The sequence below is a fragment of the Microcoleus sp. D2_18a_B4 genome, from assembly GCF_036702475.1.
Classification (GTDB): Bacteria; Cyanobacteriota; Cyanobacteriia; order Cyanobacteriales; family Microcoleaceae; genus Microcoleus.
This window is the reverse complement of record NZ_JAUBTL010000093.1, coordinates 1-21,311: the sequence shown is the minus strand read 5'-3', so window position 1 is coordinate 21,311 and position 21,311 is coordinate 1. Positions and strand designations below refer to the sequence as shown.

Below are 21,311 nucleotides of genomic sequence, written 5' to 3'. Positions count from 1 at the left end.
CATGGGGCATGGGGCATGGGGCATGGGGCATGGGGCATGGGGCATGGGGCATGGGGCATGGGGCATGGGGCATGGGTTACTTGCCAACTGACAACTGACAACTGCCAACTGACAACTGCCAACTGCCTACTGCCAACTGCCTACTGCCAACTGCCAACTGACAACTGCCAACTGCCAACTGACTACTGACTAATGACTAATGACTATTTTGGTTCAAGAACTGTTCGACGAAATTCGTGTAAACTTCGCCGCTGAGAAACTCGGGGGAATCGAGGATTTTTTGGTGGAAGCCCAGGGTGGTGGGGACGCCGGTGATGGCGCATTCCCGCAATGCCCGTTTCATCCTGCGGATCGCTGTCGGTCGATCGCGTCCCCATACAATTACTTTACCGATTAAAGAATCGTAGTAAGCGGGTATTTCGTAATCGGTGTAGACGTGAGAGTCCATCCGCACGCCGGGGCCACCGGGAGGCAAATAACCGCTGATTATGCCGGGGTGAGGGCGGAAGTTGCGATCGGGGTCTTCTGCATTGATGCGACACTCGATCGCGTGACCGCTGAGAATTACTTGGTTTTGCTTGATTTGCAGTTTTTCTCCCTGGGCGATGCGGATTTGTTCGGCTATCAAGTCGAGGCCTGTAATCATCTCGGTGACGGGATGTTCTACTTGGATGCGGGTGTTCATTTCCATAAAGTAGAACTTGCCCGATTTGTCAAGCAGAAATTCGACAGTGCCCGCACCCGTGTAGTTGATGGATTTGGCAGCGGCAATGGCGGCGTGACCCATTTGATCTCGCAGTTTCTGGCTGAGGGCTGGGCTGGGGGCTTCTTCGAGGAGTTTTTGGTGCCGACGCTGAATCGAACAATCTCTCTCGCCGAGGTGGATGACGTTACCGTAGTTGTCGGCGAGGATTTGGATTTCGATGTGCCGGGGTCTTTCGATGAATTTTTCGAGATAAAGGCCAGGGTTGCCGAAGGCTGCGTCGGCTTCGCCTTGGGCTGCTGAGAATAGTTTGGGGAGTTCCGAGGGTTCTCTAACTAGCCTCATGCCGCGGCCTCCACCCCCGGCGGTGGCTTTGATCATCACAGGATAGCCGATGTCGCGGGCGATCGCCAAAGCTTCGCGATCGTCCGCCAGCAATCCGTCGCTACCGGGAACTGTGGGCACTTTCACCCGCTGCATAGTTTCTTTGGCGGTGGATTTGTCGCCCATCGCCCGCATTGCTGCCGGGGAAGGCCCGATGAAGGTAATTTGATGGTCGGCGCAGATTTCGGCAAATCGGGCGTTTTCGGCGAGGAAGCCGTAACCGGGGTGAATGGCTGCGGCGTTGCGTGTCAGGGCTGCCGCGATGATGTTGGGGATGTTTAAATAGCTTTTGCTGCTGGTGGGGGGGCCGATGCAAACGGCTTCGTCTGCCAACTGGACGTGCAGGGCGTGTTTATCTACGGTGGAGTGAACGGCGACCGTGGCAATCCCCATTTCCTCGCAGGTCCGCAATATGCGGAGAGCTATTTCTCCCCGATTAGCGATTAAAATTTTCGAGAACCCCATCTTCGCTGCTTAATTCACTCAATATTCTGTACAATAATGCCTTTCGGTATGTTCTGGATAATCGTTTTCCAGAAATTGTTCACAAAAATTTATTTTACATTTTGCTGGTAGTGGTGCTATGATTGTGAATCGGCGGTGTCAAAGGGCAAGTTACAAGTTAAATGTCAGGAACCTCAACCTGTGAATCTTTAACTGGTAACGCAAAAATCCCGGAGATTGCTAGAAAGAGCGGATGTGGCGGAATTGGTATACGCGCACGCTTGAGGTGCGTGTGGCATTATGTCCTTGCGAGTTCGAGTCTCGCCATCCGCATTGAATATGTAAAACAACTGTTGACAGTTTTTGCTGTCGGCAGTTGTTTTATATTTGATGGGTGGGTGGGCAGAAACCGGGTTTTTGCGAGATACTTTGTTACGGTGGGAAGATTTGGGAAAAAACCCGGTTTCTTTGATTGTGCGCGAGTACCGTAGGGTGCGGATTCATCAGATATCTTTAAGTGCGATCGAACTTCTGACTGATCCGCACCATACAAAATACTTTTTAACTGTCGATCGACAATTGTGTTTGAATTAAAAACATAGATACTTATCGTTTGTCAAGTAGAATGGGGTTAGTTAGGTTCCGAATCCGAGAGTTGGCTGACGAAAAAGGATGGACGCTAAAGGATGTTGCCGATCGATCCGAGGTTCCGTACAGCACAGTCAGGCACTATGCTCGATCGGAAGGACTAGCAACGGTTGATATCACATCCATTCAAAAAATAGCTCGCACCCTCGATGTTTTGATTGAGGAGTTGATGGAAGTTGTTAAAGAATGAACCGATGAAATTATATTAGCAAACGGAAGTTAGATCGATGACATCCTACGCCTTAAACTTACCCGTTCAGTTACAGCAAGAAGCTGAAAAATTGGCAACACTCCAAGGCATTTCCTTCGATCAGTTTATCCTCTGGGCTGTAGCCGAAAAAGTCGCTACCCTCAACCAGCGGAATGACGATCCAGCTTTTCCTGAAATCACCTATGTGCGCGGCGCTAGCGGCGAACTCGTTCCCGTTTTGCGCGGCACTCGGTTGCGGGTGCAAACAGTAGTCATCGCAGCGCAGAAATGGGGTTTTTCTCCAAACCAAATTGCCACTGAGTATGACATAAGTGAAGATCAAGTGAACGATGTTCTCGCTTTTTATGCGGCTCACTATCAAGAAATAGACGCATCTATTGCCGCTGAGCAAATTATCGAAGCTGCTAATGTCTAAACCGCTATTGCATCTAGATGCCGATACCTCTATTAAAGCTTTGCAAGCCGCCCTTTTATCTCGCAGTCACGATGTCACTCGGACACCGACTGAGTGGATGGCTTTAGATGCTAGCGATGAGGCTCAATTGCTAGAGGCAACAGCGCGAGGGCGGTGTATTTTTACGTTTAATATCCGGGATTTTCAGGTTTTAGCTCAGCGTTATCCCGAACATGGTGGCATCATTTTGGCTGCTCAAAACAGTTGGACATTATCTAGTCTAATTGCTTCGCTCGATCGCCTGCTTTCAGAAACACAAGCTGCTGACTGGAAAGGGCAAGTCCGCTGGCTTAATCAGTGGCGAACCTAATCAGGACTTACGCAAGCACACTATATACATTTATCCACCCAAACGCGAAATAGTTCGACAATAATGCGCCACTTGCCATCAATTTCCCAAACTACATCGTGACGTATCAAAGAGTTAAGTGCTTGCTGTAAATTTGTCTCGTTCATGCCACTAATTTCAGCTAGCGTGTTGATATCGAGTCCTTCTGGGTGAGGTGCGATCGCTCTTAATATCTCTTGTTGTCCGGGAGCACCCCGCGCCGCCTGACCCCAAACGCCATCGAAGTAGTAGCGTCCGCGCTGAAAGAATTCAGGGTTATTAATGACTGCCCTCACATCTTCTACTGTAAAGACCGGATCGCGAGAATTTCCCATCTCAAAAACTTGCTCATTGTAGCGACGAACTAGCTGAAATCCCACTAGCTGAACTAAATAAGGCTGTCCAGCAGTCCAAGCATAGATTGCAGATAACGCTTTTGGCGCGTAGTCAAGAAGAAAATCTTCATGTGGATTAGCAAGAATCTGACGGGTAGCTGCACTTTCCATGAAGCTAACCTTGATATTAATAAAGCTAGCGAAGAAAGGGTGAGAGTAATCCCCAGTCATCTCGTCTAAAGTATGCAAACCAGCCAAGGCAAAAGCTATTTTAGGACTCATTTGTACCATCCCGCGCAGAACCTCCATAAAGTCACTGTCAATCTTTCCCTTCTCAATCAGTTTTTCAATTTTCTCAAACTCATCTAAAGCAATAATCAAACCCGTTTCACTCAGATTTGCCTCTACTTGTTTCAAATAGCGCTCAAAAGTACGGTAGGGAAGATTCAGCAAATCCGCATCGGCAGGAGGTGGAAGGTTGACAGCATCAGAAATTTCATCGCTAATTGCCATCAGCACCTCTGCAACTCCTTGAGGACTATCTCCCAATCGCAATAGATTGACATAGGCTACTTTTACCTGTGAACCTAGGGAATTAGCCACGTTAATCAGAATAGAAGTTTTGCCCATGCGTCGATGACCGTAGATAACCACAGACTGAAGGTGCTGACTCAATATCCACACTTCTTTGAGCTCTTTGAGTATATCCTCTCGTCCAACAAACAGGTTCCCTTCAACAGGGTCGCCAACCACGTAGGGATTACGCACTCGCTCAGTAATAGAAACGTTCCCAACCTCACTAGCTACATCTAATATCGCTTGCGACCAATTCCAGGCAATTTTTCTAACTATTTCTCGCTCTGGTTGAGGTACAGCATCAGGTTGCTCCCGCAAGTTTTTGAGTTCTCCTAAAGCATGGCTAAGAGCGAAGGCTCTGGCAGAACGAGACCAACTATTTTGAATAATTTGAATATCCCTTATAATGTTATACAACCTAATTATTGCTCTCCAAGTATCCGAACGCAGCCAAGGTTTGTTAGGAAGATCAAATAGCGATAGCGCAGAAATATCATTCAGTTTTATAGCCTTCTGATAGATAGACAGAATTAGACTTATTCTCCACATTTCGTCCCCATAAGGTAAAATCCGCACCGCATCAAATGCTTCCCATGAATCATATAGCGACTGCTTGTGCAAACACAAGAAGCCCCCAGCTACAGCCCGAGCCAGAGGCTTAAATTGAAAAAAAATTGTATCTATAGAACCTGAAATTAAACGCACCAATTCCCATTTGTAAGGGCGATCAGCTAAATGTGCTATACGATAGACAAGTTGTTCTGGTTCCTCAGCAAGAACTTGGTTTAAAGCTTGAATTACAGGAATGAACTGAAGAGTATAAGTATAAATTTCATAAGCATTATGTATTCCTGTCTCCCAATCTTGTCGCAGCCATTCTTTTAATTGCTCTGTGAGATAGGGAGTAGGCAGGACAGTTACACGAGGAAACAGCAAATCTCGATGATTTCTATAGGACTTACGCATTTCAAAGACATAATCAGATGGCAATTCTTGAGACAGGGGAAGATGGGGAGATGAAGAAATCAGAAAATCTGAAGATGCAGAATATCGCGAACCAAACTCATTACAGAAAATCTTTGGGCTGCTGTTTTCTTTAACTCTTGGAGTAACTTCTATTTTAAATAATGTTTGGGTTAGAGGTAATGTAAAAAACCAGTTATCTGGGCGCAGCAATCCTATACATGAACCCATCACACAAGTAACAAAGAAAACTACCCTAATTAACAGGCTTTTTATAACTGTAAAAAAATCTGTTTTCTCTAAATCTAGTGGTAGAGAAATACAAAGTGTGAATGACATAAATAACACGCCACCAATAACGAACATAATAGCTAATTCGTCCACACCTAAAATGGCTAGTGTCGAAATACCTCCTACACCCAACCATATACCTGCTAAGATACTTAAAATTAAGATAACTCCCAGGTTAGTAGATTCTTCTTTGATAGCACTCACAGTAAAATTTGCTAAATTAAAGTTTAAGCAACAAATAATAATTATAGTTAGATATTTTGCTGTTTTTGACTTGAACTTTGATAAAAATTTATCTTTTTCAATTAATGTCACAGCCAAGGCCATGCCACACCCCCAAATAGTAAAGAAAAACCCTACTGATATATGTACCGCATCTACTGAAAAATTAATCAATTTAAGAATTACACTCCAAGTTAATAGTGTAATAAATATGACTACCATTACTTGTAAAAGTAACCCGGTTATTATGGAATTAGGCAATAATCCTGAATCTTTTTTATAATTCTTGTGGCGCTCTGAAATAGATATTCTATTGTAGATATACCACCGCAAGGCTTGGGGAAAGAAAAACACCCAGTATAATAACCGCAAGTAATCGATGGGCTTTGATAATGAAAGAGAGCCCTTGAATTTAGGAGCTAAGTCTAAACGGGGAACGTCGGTGTTGCGATCGATCATTTTACATCCTCCATATATCGCGCATAATTTTGATAGCACAACTGCATCAGTCGTCGTGGATGACCACCACTTTCTTGTACTAGCTGGCTGATTCCCTCGTCAGTAAAACGCACCGAAGTCATAGCAAGACGAGTTTCAATAAAGGCACGGGCAATAGTTGCATCCCAAGGTTTAATATTTTCTTGTTGAAAAACACCTGAAAACGGAGATGTTTTCACTTCATCCTGACTGTCATTAAAGAGTCTATCTAGGGGTTCGGTAGCAGCGACAATCAATTTCAAAGAGGCATCTTGCCTATCAGCTAAACCCCGCAGGTGATCTCTCAATTGACGGGTAAAACCTTCCCGAGTCATCCTTCCGATATTATCTATAGCCAGCAGCACTCTATAATTTTTCAAAGCACGAGTGAACATATATCCATTGCTTTTAGGAATGCCAACTTCTTCGCACAAAGCTGTGTAGAAGTCATCTTCATCTCGGACTCCATTTAGGTCTAAGTAAATTGGCTGGCGTGGCGATAATAGGCGATTTTCAGCCTGTTGACAAATAGCCCATAACAGAGAAGACTTCCCGATACCTTCTTCTCCTATTAAAGCTACACTGCCGTTGTTGTTAAGAACCTCGAATACTCGCCTAATTTCCCGTTCTCTGCCGCAAAACAGTTGCGGGTCGTCAATTTGACCAGTCTGAGGAATAAAAGGGTTAGAGGAAATAGCAGGGGTGGGATCGTCTGTACTGAATGTACTCCTTCGACTTGACAGCCAGTCTAAATACTTCAATTTCAGCCAAGCTAGAAATGCAGCATCTTTCTCTTCACTCCTCATGTATTTATTGCCCAAAAAACCTTCCAAGTTGTCTTTTGGATAGTAATGCTTGTTGTAGATCTTCCGCATTTGCCGTTCAACAGTTTCAGGGTTGATCGGAATGTCAGAATTTTTTTCTGCGCTCGCTACCTCTGCAACCTCTTTGTTACTCTTGAACGTATTTTCATCAAGAAATTTAGCCAGAAAAATAGCTCTCTCTTTGCGACTCAAGTCATAAACTTCAAATCTCTCCAATAAAAAGCTTTGCCATACGTTCACAGTCCCAGCCACTCCAACTTATTTAATAATTTGGTATCTCTATTGTTGAGTTTAGCATAACTAGCGCGAACCTAGAAATTTTTTCCGCTTTTTTGAACAACCGGAAAAATTTTTCCGCTTATTTTTGTGAGATCGGAAAAATTTTTCCGATTATTTTCTGAAATTAGCTTATAAGCTGTTATTTAGTGGTAAGCATTCCACCGCAAACTTTAAAAAACTCAGGAGATAGAGATGACACAACTAATTGAGTACATCCAGACAGCTAAAGAATTTGCTGATACTTATGGCATAGCACATCTCGATCGCCTGCTGGCATTAGCTGAAACTGTCCCCAATTCTGCCAAAACTCAATCCTCGACTTTTACAATTATGTCTAATACAATTTTGGAGGAAGTGGAAATGGCTGGATTTCATCTTAACCCTTGGCTAAAGACTTTGATTCTAAGTAGCAATGTTGAAGTAGTTCGAGATGCGATCGCTGTAGTTGAGGAAAATCGCCGCCGGGGAATAGTGCGGAACGGCGAAGGGCTGTTAGTACAAGCTATCCGTAACGAATGGAAACCCCATATTTCAGCTTAAAAAAGTGCAAAAATTTGGGGAAAAACCCGGTTTCTTAGATTGTGCGAGCGCCCAGAAACCGGGTTTTTGCCAGCATACTTCGTAACAGTGCAAATATTCAGGAAAAAACCCGGTTTCTTTGATGGTGCGAGTGGCCAGAAACCTCGGTTAGCCCGATAGTCCGCCAGGGGTTGAAACCCCTGTCTCATAGCGAAAGTCCTCTGAAGAGGACTAAAGAGTTTTTCATTTTTATCTCAGCTTGTCAGTCGGTTTCAACCGACTTTCGCTATTAGCCAGGGGTTTCAACCCCTGGCGGTTGTGGCAACACCGCTAGAGTGCAAGCAACATAGGAAAAAACCGGGTTTCTTCTAATTTTGCGCTAATTCTGGCGGCCGCCCCATCAAGCCTGTCATCAAGCGCAAGGCTAAAAACCTCACTGGGGGAATTGTCCGCAAACACCACAATCCAAAGCGGCGAAATGCTACAATTGGCAGCCAAGTATTAGAAAATAATCTGTCTAGAAAATCGGTAAATCCTAACACGATTAAATTCTCTTTTTTGCGCCAGTTGTGATACCGTTTCAATACTCGCAAGTCGCCGATGTCTTCGCCTTTTTGGTGCGCTTGCTGCAAGATTTGGGCGATCGCCCCAGCGTCTCGAATGCCCATATTTAATCCCTGGCCGCCGACGGGATGGCAGCAGTGGGCCGCGTCGCCAATTAATGCTAATCTGGGCAAAACGTAGCGATCGCTCTGCATTAACTGCACCGGAAACAAAAAGCGATCGCTCTCCAATTCCAAACGCCCCAAAAGCCCGCCCGTGCGTTGTTCCAACAAAGTCAAAAACTCTGTTTCATCCATTTGTTGCAAAGCTTTAGCTTCCCCGTGGGGTGCTGTCCAAACTACTTGACAACGGTTCCCAGGTAATGGTAAAACTCCCATCGGGCCGCTCGGCCAAAAGCGCTCAAAAGCGATATCATTGTGCGGTTTTTCTGCTTTAATAGTGATAGCAACGCAGGATTGCCAGTATTTCCAGCCGCGAGTGCTGATGTTGGCTTCGGTGCGGATGCGCGATCGCGAACCGTCGGCGGCGACTAATAATTTGGTGCGAATTGTCCGAGTTTCGCCGTTTTGTTTGACTTCTATTTCGGCGCAATCGGTTAAATATTTTACCTCGACTACTTCCGCCGGACAAACCCAACTAAAATTCGGGTTTTTTGCCAAAGATTCTTGCAAAGCTGACAGCATGACTCCGTGCTCGCCAACGTAACCTAAAGCTGCTTTTGGTACAGGCAATTTGCCAGTATTTCCCAAATCCGGGCGGTGGAATTCGACGACGCCGGGATAGTCGCCGTCGCAGAGGCTAATTTGCTCGAAGGTGGTAATTTGCGGCAAGATTTGCTGCCACACGCCGATACCTTCTAAGATCATTCCTGATAGCAGGGTGATTGCATAGGCTTGTTTTTTGGCTGCTGCTGCTGCGGGGAGTTGGGTTTCAATTATAGCGATTTTCAATCCCGAATCTTTTAAGGCGCTGGCTAAGGTGGCCCCGACTATGCCCCCTCCGACGATGGCTATGTCAAAGTCGAGTGTCTGTGTTTGCGTGGAGGCTGTTGTTGGAGAAAGTTGGTTTACAGGCATTTTCAAGGGATTTATTTAAGTGAATAATCATATTTACTATTTTATTGTAAAGAATTATTGCAGTTTGGGGCGATCTTGAGGCAGAGCTTATGTCATATCAATTCTGGCTGTGCCGGAATGATATCAAATCCCATCGCACATTTCTCTCAAATTCGATCGCCCATCAACCCAAAAATCCCATCGGCCATCAACCCAAAAACCCCGGCGGTTGAAACCGCGTCTACACAGACAAAACCCGCCTCCGCGGGTTGAAGAGTCGTAGCGTAGCGGGGCGTAAGCCATCGCACATTTATCTCAAATTCGATATTTCTTCGTCCGCGGAGGCGGACATCGTTTGTGTAGACGCGGTTTCCAACCGCCCGGTTATATCAAATCCGCTAGCTTCGGAATGATATAATTGTAGGGAAACGGCACTGCCGTTTCCTGATTTCGGGTAATATTAATTCCGATGCCACCGATCGCAACTAACAATTAACTACCAACTGCTGCTAATTGATTATTTCCTGTGACTAGAGGCGATACTTTTTGGCAAATGGGAATCTCGATGACAAACTCTGCACCTTCCCCAGGCGTGGAAATACACTGCAATTTGCCTCGGTGTTTTTCAACTATAATCTGATAGCTGATTGACAGTCCCAAGCCTGTACCTTTGCCGACTGGTTTAGTAGTAAAAAATGGGTCGAATAACTTGTGAATAACTTCTTGATTGATTCCGATTCCGTTGTCGGCAATCCGAATTTTTACTGTCTCGGAATTCGCACTTGTGCTAATCCGAATTCGGTTGTGACGAGCATATATTTCTTTTGAAGAATGAGTGCTGTTGTACTCTTCGAGGGCGTCGATCGCATTTCCTAAAAGATTCATAAATACTTGATTTAGCTGACCTACATAGCACTCGACTTTGGGAAAATTGCCGTATTCTTTGATAATCTCAATAGCGGGACGAAGTACATTAGCTTTGATCCGGTGCTGCAAAATTAGCAAAGTGCTTTCGATTCCTTCGTGAATGTCTACTCGCTTCATCTGGGATTCGTCGAGTCTGGAAAAGTTACGCAAGGATACAACTAAGTCGCGGATGCGATCGGCTCCAACTTTCATTGATTCCAAAATCTTCGTAAAGTCTTCCATTAAGTAATCAACTTCAATATCTTCGGCTGCTTCTACAATTTCCGGGACGGGATTTGGGTATTTTTCCTGGTAAAGGTGGAGCAAACCGAGCAAGTCTGTGGCGTATTGGGTGGCGTGGGTGATGTTGCCGTAGATGAAGTTAATCGGATTGTTAATTTCGTGGGCGACGCCGGCGACTAGCTGCCCCAGAGAAGAGATTTTTTCGGTTTGGATTAGTTGAGTTTGAGCTTGGTGCAACTCGTGGACAGCTTTTTCGAGCTCGGCTGCTTGCGATCGATACTGTCCCTCGGACTGCTTAAGTGCTTCCAAAACTTGGACTCGATCGCTAATGTCGGTGTGAGTGCCCACCCATTCGCGAATGCTGCCGTCTGCTGCTAAAACTGGAACTCCGCGCACCCAGAAGTGTCTGTAGCTACCGTCTGCTGCCCGCAAACGGTGCTCGACTTGGAAGACACTTTTTGCTTCTACTGCGCGCATCCAAGCTTGCGCCGTGATCGGGCGATCGTCTGGGTGAATTGCCGAAACCCAATTATCTGTAGCTTCCTCCAAACTTTGACCTGTATATGCCATCCAGTCGATCGGTGCGATCGGCTTTCCCTGGGCGTCTCTCATCCATACCAGTTGCGCGGTGGCCCTTGCGAGCGATCGATATCTTTCCTCGCTCAGGCGCACAGATTCTTCGGCTTGGCGGCTGGCTGTCACGTCGCGCAAAATAGTTGTGAATATGATTTCGCCTGCCACTTCGAGTTTGGAAATAGAAACTTCGGCGGGAAATTCCGTACCATCTCGGCGGCGGGCGAAAATTTCTTTGCGGTTGCCCATTTTTCGGGCTTGTTTAACGCCGCCGCCGAAATTGCTGACGAGGTGACTATGATGCGTGGCAAAAGCTTTGGGCAACAGCAGGCTCAAGGATTGCCCGATCGCCTCAGCAGCCGTCCACCCAAAAATCCGTTCTGCACCTTGGTTGAACAGGATAATTTTTTGGTCAGCATCCACCGAAATAATGGCGTCCTCGGCAATTTCTAAAATGCCGGCGAAACGAGCTTGAGACAGTTGCAGCGCCTGTTCAGCTTGTTTGCGATCGCTGATGTCGCGGGCGATCGTCGAAATGTATGCGAGTTTGCCGTCCGGTGCGGAGTGGGAGATGATAACTTGGCTGATGGGAATTTCGAGTCCCGATGCTGACACGAAGGCTGTTTCTCCACTCCAAAAGCCCTCCGAAACAGCGGTGGCGATCGCTTGATTCAAATTGCTGCGGCCTGACGCTGGCGTGAATTCTGCAACTTGTCGCTTGGATATATCTTCGTTTTCGCCTATACCCACCATTTTTCTGCCTGCTTTGTTGATGTAAACGGCGCGTCCTTCGAGGTTGCAGATACCTACAAAATCCGGGGTTGCTTCCAGAATTGCTGCCAGACTTCTGTTGGCGATTTCGGCTTTTTTGCTTTCAGTAATATCCCGCGCGATGGTAACTATACCGCTAATATTTCCTAACCCGTCCCGGTAAGCACTTTTTGTAGAAAGAAATATCCTCAAATTTCCTTTAACTGGCAGCTCTTCTTCGATCGCTTGCGTTGTTCCCGCTGCCATAATTGGGCGATCGGTTTTTATAATATTGCCCGCAATTTCCGGCGGAAATAACTCGCTGTCATCTCTGCCGATAATGTCGTCTACAGACTTGCCAATTATACTGGCTCCGGCAGCATTAAGCATTAGGTAACGGCCATGAATATCTTTGACAAATAGGGCGGCGGGCGTACTGTTGATGACTGCCATCAACAGGTTATAGTTTTTTTGAAGCGCCTGCTTTGTTGTTTGAGAGTCGCAAATTTGCTGCTGCAATTGCTCGTTGGTGATTTGCAGTTGGATAGTTCGTTTCTCAACTTGATTTTCTAAGTCTAATTTAGCTTTCCTCAGTCCCAGTTCCGCTCGATAGCGCTTCCGGTCGGCGGTGCAGAGAGTTTTTGCATTCTGCCAAATCAGAACTGTAAAAATAATCACGTTCAATACACTTAACAGCGATATCCCTACCTCCGGCGTGTAGGCTTGTAACCGATCTCCCAATAGGATGAAATAACCGACTAAAGGCGGGATAATGATTGCCCGTGGCAACAAGCGCCTCGCCATGATGCCGCCCGCGCGATCGCTCGTCATTACTGCGATCAATCCTCGCTCTGGACTGGCAAATAAAATGCCCAAGCTCAGCAACATAAATGCTGCGGACGTGTGCAAAGCCATCCCTGTATTATCGCCAATTTTGTAAAATAAAGCTTTGTCGTAGAGGTAGCCTATCAAACCCATAAATGCAATTAAAAATGCACCACAGCTTAATATTTGAATCCGCAGGTATTTAGGCCTACGTTCTGACAGCAGCAGCAGGGCTGTTCCTAGCAATAAAAAAGCACCTGCAGTATTCGGTGCCATGCGTCCTGGTGTTCCGGGGCTTGTCAACCTGTAACTTTCTTTAAATAGCAGTTGATCGATGCCTAAGTCTAAATTAAAGCTATATTGAACTACGGTTAATAGGCTAATTAATATAATTAAAAATGAACATCCCCAAATTAAATATTTATAATTTTTTTGATACTTTCTTGCTGTTAATTTGGGACGCCGGATCTGTTGAATGAATAGAGAAAACCCGCCCAAAATAAAGCAGACCGCAGAATTGGCTTTCATTGTCACGAGTCCGGGCAGAATGCTTTTTAAGAGTTGCAGATCGAATATCCAACCCAAAAGGACTGTACAGCCGATCGCCATTACTGCAATACTCGCTTTTTTGGAAAAAGACTCGACAGCAGCCATTCGGGTTGAGGGCGTTTGCAGTTGTTGTGCTCGTTCAAAAACTTCCAATTTCTCGCTCCCTCAAATTATTTGGGTTTCTAGGTATCTACGGTAACAATAAACACTCTAGTGAGATTGTTGCCCGCTATACAAAGCTGCTTAAGATTTTCTCAAAACTTCTAATCATAAAATATGAATTATTTTATCTAACTTTAGACAGATAGTCAAATGAATGTTGAAGGCTCTTATGTAGAAGGCATTCGGCAGAATTAACTAATTTTCCGTGTGTAAAATTTAATAAAAAATTCCTTGTTCCTTGTTCGTTGTCCTTTCGATCTCGGAAATTGGGGCCCGATTCATCGGCAAGACGAAGCGTTGTTACTCAGTACATCGAGGGATAATGGTAGCGGATGAATCACTATGCAACAAGATCGCTCGCATTGTAAACCGGGTGCTGGGACTGGGGGAAATGCGATCGACACAACAATAAGACTCGGCGGTTGAAACCGCTACTACACAAACTTTCGTCCCAGCAGAGAGGGACTAAAGAGGGGATATTAAAGTCGGATTTGGTAACAGTCAACTGACAACTGACAACAGTCAACTGACAACAGTCAACTGACAACAGTCAACTGACAACAGTCAACTGACAACAGTCAACAGTCAACAGTCAACAGTCAACAGTCAACAGTCAACAGTCAACAGTCAACTAACTCCCAACTTTTGAAGTGCTTCCAAAGCTTCGGTTGCTGACGGGTAACGCTGGGGGAAAGCGTACAGTACCATCTTGTCTAAAACGCGAGCCAACTCCGGGGTGACAGTTGCATTTTTCTGCCAGATGAGATTCCCTAAATTATCAACTCTGAGTTGTTTCGGGCGCATCCCTGTCAAGGCTTGAATCCCGATGAGCCCGACAGCATAGATGTCGCTGCACAATTTCGGGGAACCGATGGCTTGTTCGGGGGGAATATAATCTTGCTGAGTCCCGCCGCGCGATTTCGTTTGACCGATGCTGTTTTGTGAGGTGTTGATTTCTTTAACTGCGCCAAAGTCAATTAATACAATTTTGCCATCAGATGTCCGTCTGATTAAGTTTTGAGGGTGAACGTCGCGGTGAATTACATCTTGTTTGTGAACAAAAACAAGCACTTCTAAGATATCTTGCAACAAAGCGATAACCTGATGTTCTTGCCAGGGTTGACCTTCGATTAGTTCTTGATACAAGGGTTGCCCTTCGATGAATTGATAGACTAAATAAAAATATCCATCTTCTTCAAAGCGAGCTAACAATTCTGGTATCCGATCGTGTTGGCCCAATCGATATAAAACCCGCGTTTCTCGATCGAATAGGTGGCAGGTTCTCTCAGACTGGCTTTTCAGGCGCTTGACGAGGCACAAAGGTCGATCGGGCAAATTTTCATCTTCAGCCAGATAGGTATCGCTGTACTCCGTGTTCACCAAATGTTCTCTAATTCGGTAACGCATCCGCAGCAGCTTTTGCAACATCGGATCGACAGAATTAGCTGGTTGTGTGCCTTTTTGTACAGCTCTCATGATGCAGTCCCAAAGATTTGCTCCGACGACTCTTTCTTCTTGTCCAATAATTTCTGCTTGCTTCAGTACCTTGGTGAGGTCTTTCCACAAGTTATAGCCGACGTAGCGCCCCAGGTAGCCCACTGTGTACCCGCGGGCGATCGGATCGTTTTGCTGAATTTGTTGGTACGTCAAACCCCCTACAACGCCTCGAATTATCGACTGTTGCAACCGAGTCAGGTGTTTTTCCGTTTGTTCGTATACCAGATTGTCCAAAAAAATTATTGCTTCTTCTACTATCATAGTTTCATGTCTTAAGTTACTTGTGCAGCAGCAACACATTTGGTTTTTATATTTCTGTTATAGACGGTTGGGTTGAAATTTACTAGGTTTTTTGACTGGTGAAATATATCTTGATAAATATGACTTTTATGAATCTAGATTATGAATTATATGAAATTGATTTACTTGACAAATGGTTGATGTGTTAAGTAGAATTGACTGATTTTTCTCAGAGAGGATCTTAGAGATATAGCAATCCTCGCATCATTTGTGAATTTCTTACTTTCTCCCCCCGGTTCGGGCAGGGTTGGGGTGGAGTAAAAAATTTACGACTTCTGCAAGGATTGCTATATAAGGGTTATTTAAGCCGACATGATAAGCTGTTGTGCATTGAGATGGGAATTATCGGGCGGGCGCTCCTGCCCACCCGACAATAGTTTAAAGAAACAAGATAGTAAAAATTATCTTCGCGCCTGCTTATTAACAGTTAACATTTAACAATTAACTGTTAATTCTTAATCTTGTTCACGTAGCCCCACAAACTGTAATCGCGGCTCAGCCAACCCCGGAAAAAAGCCATCTGAGTCGGATCTTCTTGCACCCTTTTGTAGCGGTAAATAATCCGTTCGTTAATCATTTGCAGTGCGGTATTTTTGTTATTTGCCCCTTTCAGCGCTTCCTTGGTGCGCGGGTCAAAAACTCCCGTTTGCGGCAATCCTAATGCTTGCTGAAGAAAGGTAATTGAGTTATTAATACCGAAATTAACGGCGGTGTCAAACATGACGATCGCCAAAGCCGGCTGCATCGTGCCCGAGAGGCTCGAATCCCAGTAATATTTATAAATTTCTAGGAGCTCTGCTTCCGACATCTGCGTCACGTCGAGGGGCGGAAGCCCACGACTGTAGCGGTAGGCGTTGTATTCGGTTTGCAATACGCCCCGATAAGTTCTGCCACCCTTATCGGCTGGGTGATTGCTGAATCCACCCTCAAAATATAGGGTGAAATAAAGAGCAGTTTGAAATAATTTCTGCCGAAAGCTGGCTGTCTGCTGCTGCTGTGCGAAAGTCTTTTGGGCAAAGGGTAAGGGGATTGCTAAGGTTAACAAGAGTATCCCCAGCAGGAGGTTTGGTTTCCACTTGATGTTATGTTGGCGCTGTGTCGCTTGCTTGTCGCTCATAAATTCTCTGTGACGATCGCCCGTAGTTCCGCTAAAACTGCTACTCTGCAAAATAATATAGATTCAACCTTTAACTTGATAGCACAGATAGGCCGCAAAATGAATTCCGATTTTCGCAACCAATCCGAAACACCCCAATTTGAAGATGCTGCATCCCTGACAGTTGTTGCAGAAACCTATTACTCTCAAGGCAATTTAGCAGCAGCCGTCGCTGCTTGTCGCCGAGCTCTGGAATTGCAACCAGATTGGGCGGCGGCTTACGTGACAATGGGCAATGTGCAGCAAGCAAGCGGCCAAATTGAGGAAGCGATGCGGTTTTATTCCGAGGCGATCGCTCTGAATCCGGATTTTGCTGAGGCTTATGCTAATTTGGGGAGTATGCTCTACAAACAAGGGCTTTTGGTGGAGGCGGTTGTCAATTACTCCAAGGCGATCGAACTTAAACCAAATTTGGCTGCTGCTTACTGGAATTTGGCAGGGGCACTGAAACAGCAGGGGCAGCCGGATGCAGCGGTAGCATACGAGCAAAAAGCTCTCGAACTCAATCCCCACCTTGCTCAGGTAGATTTTCACTTAAATTTAGGAGATCAATTAGCGCGGCAAGGGAAGTTAGATGAGGCGGTGGCTGCATGGCAGCGGGCGATCGCATTCAAACCCGATTTAGCCGAAGCATACTGTCAAATTGGCCGAGTTTTGCGCTACCAAGGTCAATTTAAAGACGCAATACCCAACCTTCAAAAAGCCCTAGAAATTAAACCGGATTTTATTTCTGCCCACCAACATTTGTGCGGCATCCTCAGAGATACTAGCGATTTAGCTGCCGCGCGGCAAGCCGTCCACCAATACAGCCAAATGTGTGCCGAAACCGATCCAATTATGACGGCGATTTACTTCATCAGCACCTATCAAGTGTCGGGATTAAATCAAATTGCGGGCGATCGATTTTTAGAACTAGAGTCATACTTGCAGCAAAACTTAGAAACCGCTAGCCCGCTGGAAATTAAATCGCTTTATGCAAACTTGTTATTCAGCACGCCCTATTTGCGAGATGACTTGGCAGCCAACTCAAAACTTTACAGATTAATTGCCCACAAGTATATCGACCAATGTATTAAACCTAATTTTTCTCAACCCGCCAATTACAGTTTCAAACCAACGGTTCCATCCAGCAAGTTAAAAATCGGCTTTTTGTCCAATCACTTTAGCCGCCATTCTGTAGGTTGGTGCAGCGCTGACATCATTCGCGAATTGTCCGACATCACACCCAATTTGTATTTGTACGCTTCCGAAAGAATTGTTCCTGACGATCGCACTCAGCAATTTGAAAGTTTTGGCAAACTGACTTTTCCCACAACCTACCCGAACGGACTTGCCAATTCTGCCGAAATTATCGACCAAATTCAGCAAGATGAATTGGACGTTTTAGTTGATTTAGATTCTCTCAGCGTACCAGTTCACGCTGACATTCTCTACCAAAAACCCGCACCAGTTTGTGTTTCTTGGCTGGGATTTGACGCCCCTTACATATCGCCGGAAAATTACTTTCTTACAGACAGGCACTCGCACCCAGCAGACCGGGACAAATATTATGACGAGCAGCTAATTAGGATGCCTGATTCCTTTGTAGCGGTGTCCGGTTTTCAGAGATATGGAGTCGATCCCGTTGCATTGAGAAAATCGCATCGGATCGGCTTGGATCAGATAGTTTACCTGTGCGTCAGTCCCGGCAGAAAATTTAATCGCGAGTTGGTAAAAGCACAAATTGCGATTCTCAAAGAAGTGCCGAACAGTATCTTAATTCACAAAGCTTTAGGCGATGCAGCAGTGTTTGAGGGTGCGTATCACCAAGCTTGCGAAGCTGAGAAAGTGAGCAAGCACCGAATTAAGTTTTTGCCGAGGTTTGCTACTGAGGAAGAACACAGAATTATCTATTTGCTAGCCGATGTGTTGTTAGATTCTTATCCTTACAACGGAGGAACTCACACTTTAGAGGCTTTGTGGTTTAATTTGCCGGTGGTGACTCGCACAGGAGAGCAATTTTTGTCGAGAATGGGTTATTCGTTTTTGCAGACTTTGGGAATTGAAACAGGCGTGGCTTTGTCTTGGTCGGAATATGTGGAAGTGGGTGTAAAATTGGGCAAAGAGCGTGAATTTAGAAATGCAATTAAAGCACAGTTGGTGAAATCTAAAGATCCAGCCAATTTGTCGCCGCTGTGGAATGCGAAAAAGTTTGCTGGTGATATGTATGCGGTCTTGGAAAAATTATGTAAAATAGGATAAATGCTGGCTAGTGACTACTGACTAATGACTAATGACTAATGACTACTGACTACTGACTACTGACTACTGACTACTGACTACTGACTAATGACTAATGACTTCAACACTGCCAACTATTAAGTTTTTGAAACAGCCGACTTCGGAAGCTTGGGTGCAACAGGCGATCGCCCATTTGGATACAATCTTATTAGACCATTCTCACTGCGAGCGGAAAGCGGCGGGAGTAGCGTTAAATTTAATGTTTCGCTACCCAGCCCGCGAAAAATTGGTGAGGATGCTAACGGCGATCGCCCGCGAAGAATTAGAGCATTTCGAGCAAGTCAACCAGCGGTTAGAACAGCGCGGCATTGCTTTAGGCCCTTTGGCTGCACCTCCCTATGGTGCTGGTTTGTCCGCCCAAATTCGCAAGCAGGAACCGGAGAGACTTTTGGATTCTTTGTTGGTTTCTGGTTTGATAGAAGCGCGCAGTCACGAACGGTTGGGGCTGCTGGGCGATCGCTGTCCCGACGCCCAATTAGCTAAGTTTTACCGCAGTTTGATGGCTTCGGAAGCTCGCCATTACGGTGTATATTGGATTTTAGCAACAACTTATTTCGATCGCACTCTTGTGATTGACAGGCTGGAGGAATTATCATTAGTAGAGAGCGAGTTGCTGGCAAGTCTTCATCCCGAACCGAGAATTCACAGTTAAAATCTAGGTGCATTTAAAGACTGTAAAACACAAAAAATGAGTAATTTTACAGTTGCTAAAGTCAAAAAATAAATATACGTTGCAACAACCAATGAAAACCCAACATCTGGATTTTTTAATTCGTTCCTGGGAAACGCGCGATCGCGCTGAGGCGTTCTATTTAATTAGGGATGTTTTAGCAGAGTACGGTTTAAAATGCGAACCTCACGGGGCAGATCGAGATGTCTATGATGTAGAACTACATTATCAGAATAAAGGCGGCGAATTTTGGGTAGTTGAACGGCAGGATAAAATAGTCGGTACGGCGGCTTACTATCCGATTGAGCGCGGAAATAATGCTGTTGAAATTCGCAAAATGTATATTTTGCCAGCAGCAAGAGGACAAGGTTTGGGGAAATTTTTACTGCAAGAATTGGAAAGTAAAATTATCGCTCGTGGCTTTGAGGAAATTTGGATAGAAACTGCGAGCATTCTCAAAGAAGCTGTTAAAATGTACGAAAATAGCGGATATCTACCGACAACTGGTGTGGAGACGCCAAGGTGCGATCGGGTTTACGTAAAATATCTAGATATAAAAAATCTCTAATAAGGTTTGTGTAAACAATGATTAATTTACTCAGTTTCAATCAACTGTTGATTGAAACTGAGTAAATTAATCTAGGAGGAAAACAAATGACTATCACCACAGAAAACTCTCACTCTCAAAATCATGCTACCAACAAATTGCTAGACGGCCCTAAAGACACTAGATTTGTTCAGACAGTGCGGGGAATTTTAAATCCTCTGTATTATTTAGATAGTAATTCTCAGCGCTACGGCGACCTTTTTACCAGCATATTCAGCAACTTTCCGCCGCAAGTAATTATTAGCAATCCTCAAGCTATTCAAGAAATTTTTACAGCCGATTCCCAACTATTTAAATCCGGTACTGTAAATGAGATAGGGCTACCTTTAGTCGGACAGAATTCGTTATTTTTATTAGATGGCGATCGACATTTGCAGCAGCGCAAACTTTTAATGCCACCTTTTCATGGTGAACGCATGAAAGCTTACGGACAAATCATCCGCGATACAACCGAAAAAGAAATTAATAATTGGACTCCTGGTAACTCGGTAATCGCGCAATCAACTATGCAGGAGATTTCCTTGGAAGTAATTTTACACGCTGTTTTTGGGCTGAGCGAAGGAGAACGCTACCAGCAAATCCAGCAACTTCTTGTTAAAATGTTGAATTTTTTTAGCAATCCCTTAAGCGCTACCTTTCTGTTTATCAATTCGTTGCAAAAAGATTTAGGTGCTTGGAGTCCTTGGGGAGGATTTCTGCGACAAAGACAGCGTTTAGATGAACTGCTTTATCAAGAAATCCGCGAGCGCAAAACTCAGTCTGAACCATTGGGCGAAGACATCCTGAGCTTGTTAATTTCCGCTCGTGACGAAGCAGGAAAGCCGATGAGCCACGTTGAATTGCGGGATGAATTAATGACAATCTTATTCGCAGGACACGAAACTACAGCCACAGCTTTAGCCTGGGCTTTGTATTGGATTCACTACATCCCAGAAGTCCGTGAAAAACTGCTGCAAGAACTCAATTCTATTGATGTCGAAAATTGCGATCCGACGGAAATAAGTAAACTCCCGTATTTGAATGCTGTCTGTTGCGAAACGCTGCGGATTTATCCGATCCTATTTTTTGCATTTCCGCGCCTTCTGCAAGCTCCCATGCAGTTAATGGGTTATAATATTCCCAAAGGAATGATACTTTCTACCTGCATTTATTTGGTTCACCACCGACCGGATATTTACCCGGAACCAAAGTGTTTTAAACCCGAACGTTTTCTAGAAAGGCAATTTTCGCCTTACGAATATTTGCCGTTTGGGGGAGGGAACCGCCGCTGTATTGGCACGGCATTCGCAATGTTTGAAATGAAGTTAGTATTGGCGAAAGTGCTGTCACGATACTCTTTAGAACTTGCAGAAAATCGTCCGGTTTTGCCAGTGCGCCGCGGTTTGACAATGGCACCCGCTGGTGGTGTGCCTCTCGTGGTAAAGGCGAGGATTTGAATCTTAGGAATGAGAATTAAATAACTTCCACAAGTTTGTGGGATGGGCGTCCCGCCCGTCCAAAAAGGACGGGCGGGACG

18 protein-coding genes, 1 tRNA gene and 1 pseudogene are annotated in these 21,311 nt (G+C 45.1%); 13 read left to right on the top strand and 7 right to left on the bottom strand.

Going from position 1 to position 21,311, the window contains the following annotated elements; genetic code table 11:
- Positions 1-189, top strand: a pseudogene (locus QUB04_RS30795) (hypothetical protein); the annotation flags it as partial.
- Between the two features lie 7 nt (positions 190-196).
- Here QUB04_RS30795 and accC read toward each other — a convergent pair.
- Positions 197-1,552: an acetyl-CoA carboxylase biotin carboxylase subunit gene (accC, locus tag QUB04_RS30790; RefSeq protein ID WP_333290472.1), complete on the bottom strand. Its 1,356-nt coding sequence runs from the start codon at positions 1,550-1,552 to the stop codon at positions 197-199.
- 228 nt (positions 1,553-1,780) lie between these two features.
- Here accC and QUB04_RS30785 point away from each other — a divergent pair.
- From QUB04_RS30785 to QUB04_RS30765, 5 genes are all read left to right on the top strand, one after another.
- Positions 1,781-1,864 (top strand) — tRNA-Leu (locus QUB04_RS30785).
- 54 nt (positions 1,865-1,918) lie between these two features.
- Positions 1,919-2,125, top strand: a complete 207-nt coding sequence (locus QUB04_RS30780) for a hypothetical protein (RefSeq protein ID WP_333290470.1) — start codon at positions 1,919-1,921, stop codon at positions 2,123-2,125.
- A 31-nt stretch (positions 2,126-2,156) separates the two neighbouring features.
- Positions 2,157-2,369, top strand: coding sequence for a helix-turn-helix domain-containing protein (locus QUB04_RS30775; protein WP_006634859.1), 213 nt, complete (start codon positions 2,157-2,159; stop codon positions 2,367-2,369).
- 37 nt (positions 2,370-2,406) lie between these two features.
- Positions 2,407-2,805, top strand: a complete 399-nt coding sequence (locus QUB04_RS30770) for a DUF433 domain-containing protein (protein WP_333290467.1) — start codon at positions 2,407-2,409, stop codon at positions 2,803-2,805.
- Positions 2,798-3,154, top strand: coding sequence for a DUF5615 family PIN-like protein (locus tag QUB04_RS30765; RefSeq protein WP_333127850.1), 357 nt, complete (start codon positions 2,798-2,800; stop codon positions 3,152-3,154). Before QUB04_RS30770 ends, QUB04_RS30765 begins: the two co-directional genes overlap by 8 nt.
- Positions 3,155-3,174: 20 nt before the next feature.
- Here QUB04_RS30765 and QUB04_RS30760 read toward each other — a convergent pair whose 3' ends face one another.
- Entirely contained in the window at positions 3,175-5,541 is a 2,367-nt protein-coding gene (locus QUB04_RS30760; protein WP_333290465.1) for an ATP-binding protein, read from the bottom strand.
- Between QUB04_RS30760 and QUB04_RS30755 the strand changes: the two genes are divergently transcribed.
- Entirely contained in the window at positions 5,528-5,842 is a 315-nt protein-coding gene (locus QUB04_RS30755; protein ID WP_333290463.1) for a hypothetical protein, read from the top strand. The two genes, QUB04_RS30760 and QUB04_RS30755, sit on opposite strands and share 14 nt — an antisense overlap.
- A 172-nt stretch (positions 5,843-6,014) precedes the next feature.
- Here the strand turns inward: QUB04_RS30755 and QUB04_RS30750 are convergent, their stop codons facing one another.
- Positions 6,015-7,100, bottom strand: a complete 1,086-nt coding sequence (locus QUB04_RS30750) for an ATP-binding protein (protein ID WP_333290461.1) — start codon at positions 7,098-7,100, stop codon at positions 6,015-6,017.
- A 231-nt stretch (positions 7,101-7,331) separates the two neighbouring features.
- Between QUB04_RS30750 and QUB04_RS30745 the strand changes: the two genes are divergently transcribed.
- The gene (locus QUB04_RS30745; protein ID WP_333290459.1) at positions 7,332-7,679 is read left to right on the top strand and encodes a hypothetical protein; all 348 of its coding nucleotides are present in this window, start codon (positions 7,332-7,334) and stop codon (positions 7,677-7,679) included.
- A gap of 347 nt (positions 7,680-8,026) precedes the next feature.
- Here QUB04_RS30745 and QUB04_RS30740 read toward each other — a convergent pair whose 3' ends face one another.
- A complete protein-coding gene (locus QUB04_RS30740; protein ID WP_333290457.1) occupies positions 8,027-9,298 on the bottom strand; it encodes an FAD-dependent hydroxylase in 1,272 nt (423 codons plus the stop codon).
- An 89-nt stretch (positions 9,299-9,387) separates the two neighbouring features.
- On the opposite strand from QUB04_RS30740, the gene QUB04_RS30735 reads away from it, so the two are divergent.
- Positions 9,388-9,510, top strand: coding sequence for a hypothetical protein (locus QUB04_RS30735; RefSeq protein ID WP_333109292.1), 123 nt, complete (start codon positions 9,388-9,390; stop codon positions 9,508-9,510).
- A gap of 259 nt (positions 9,511-9,769) precedes the next feature.
- Here QUB04_RS30735 and QUB04_RS30730 read toward each other — a convergent pair whose 3' ends face one another.
- From QUB04_RS30730 to QUB04_RS30720, 3 genes are all read right to left on the bottom strand, one after another.
- Entirely contained in the window at positions 9,770-13,276 is a 3,507-nt protein-coding gene (locus QUB04_RS30730) for a PAS domain S-box protein (RefSeq protein ID WP_333290455.1), read from the bottom strand.
- A gap of 636 nt (positions 13,277-13,912) precedes the next feature.
- The gene (locus QUB04_RS30725; RefSeq protein WP_333290452.1) at positions 13,913-15,043 is read right to left on the bottom strand and encodes a serine/threonine-protein kinase; all 1,131 of its coding nucleotides are present in this window, start codon (positions 15,041-15,043) and stop codon (positions 13,913-13,915) included.
- A gap of 487 nt (positions 15,044-15,530) precedes the next feature.
- Positions 15,531-16,199 carry a glycosyl hydrolase 108 family protein gene (locus QUB04_RS30720; protein WP_333290450.1) on the bottom strand — a complete coding sequence of 223 codons (669 nt, stop codon included), beginning with the start codon at positions 16,197-16,199 and terminating at the stop codon, positions 15,531-15,533.
- Positions 16,200-16,298: 99 nt separating this feature from the next.
- Here QUB04_RS30720 and QUB04_RS30715 point away from each other — a divergent pair, with 99 nt between their 5' ends.
- The 4 genes from QUB04_RS30715 to QUB04_RS30700 all read left to right on the top strand — a co-directional run bounded on the left by QUB04_RS30715 (position 16,299) and on the right by QUB04_RS30700 (position 21,231).
- On the top strand, positions 16,299-18,479 hold the full coding sequence (locus tag QUB04_RS30715; protein ID WP_333290448.1) for a tetratricopeptide repeat protein: 2,181 nt from the start codon (positions 16,299-16,301) through the stop codon (positions 18,477-18,479).
- A 94-nt stretch (positions 18,480-18,573) separates the two neighbouring features.
- Positions 18,574-19,170, top strand: a complete 597-nt coding sequence (locus QUB04_RS30710) for a tRNA isopentenyl-2-thiomethyl-A-37 hydroxylase MiaE (protein ID WP_333140001.1) — start codon at positions 18,574-18,576, stop codon at positions 19,168-19,170.
- Between the two features lie 91 nt (positions 19,171-19,261).
- Positions 19,262-19,756: a GNAT family N-acetyltransferase gene (locus tag QUB04_RS30705; protein ID WP_333290446.1), complete on the top strand. Its 495-nt coding sequence runs from the start codon at positions 19,262-19,264 to the stop codon at positions 19,754-19,756.
- Between the two features lie 86 nt (positions 19,757-19,842).
- Positions 19,843-21,231, top strand: a complete 1,389-nt coding sequence (locus QUB04_RS30700) for a cytochrome P450 (RefSeq protein ID WP_333290444.1) — start codon at positions 19,843-19,845, stop codon at positions 21,229-21,231.
- Positions 21,232-21,311: the final 80 nt, after the last annotated feature.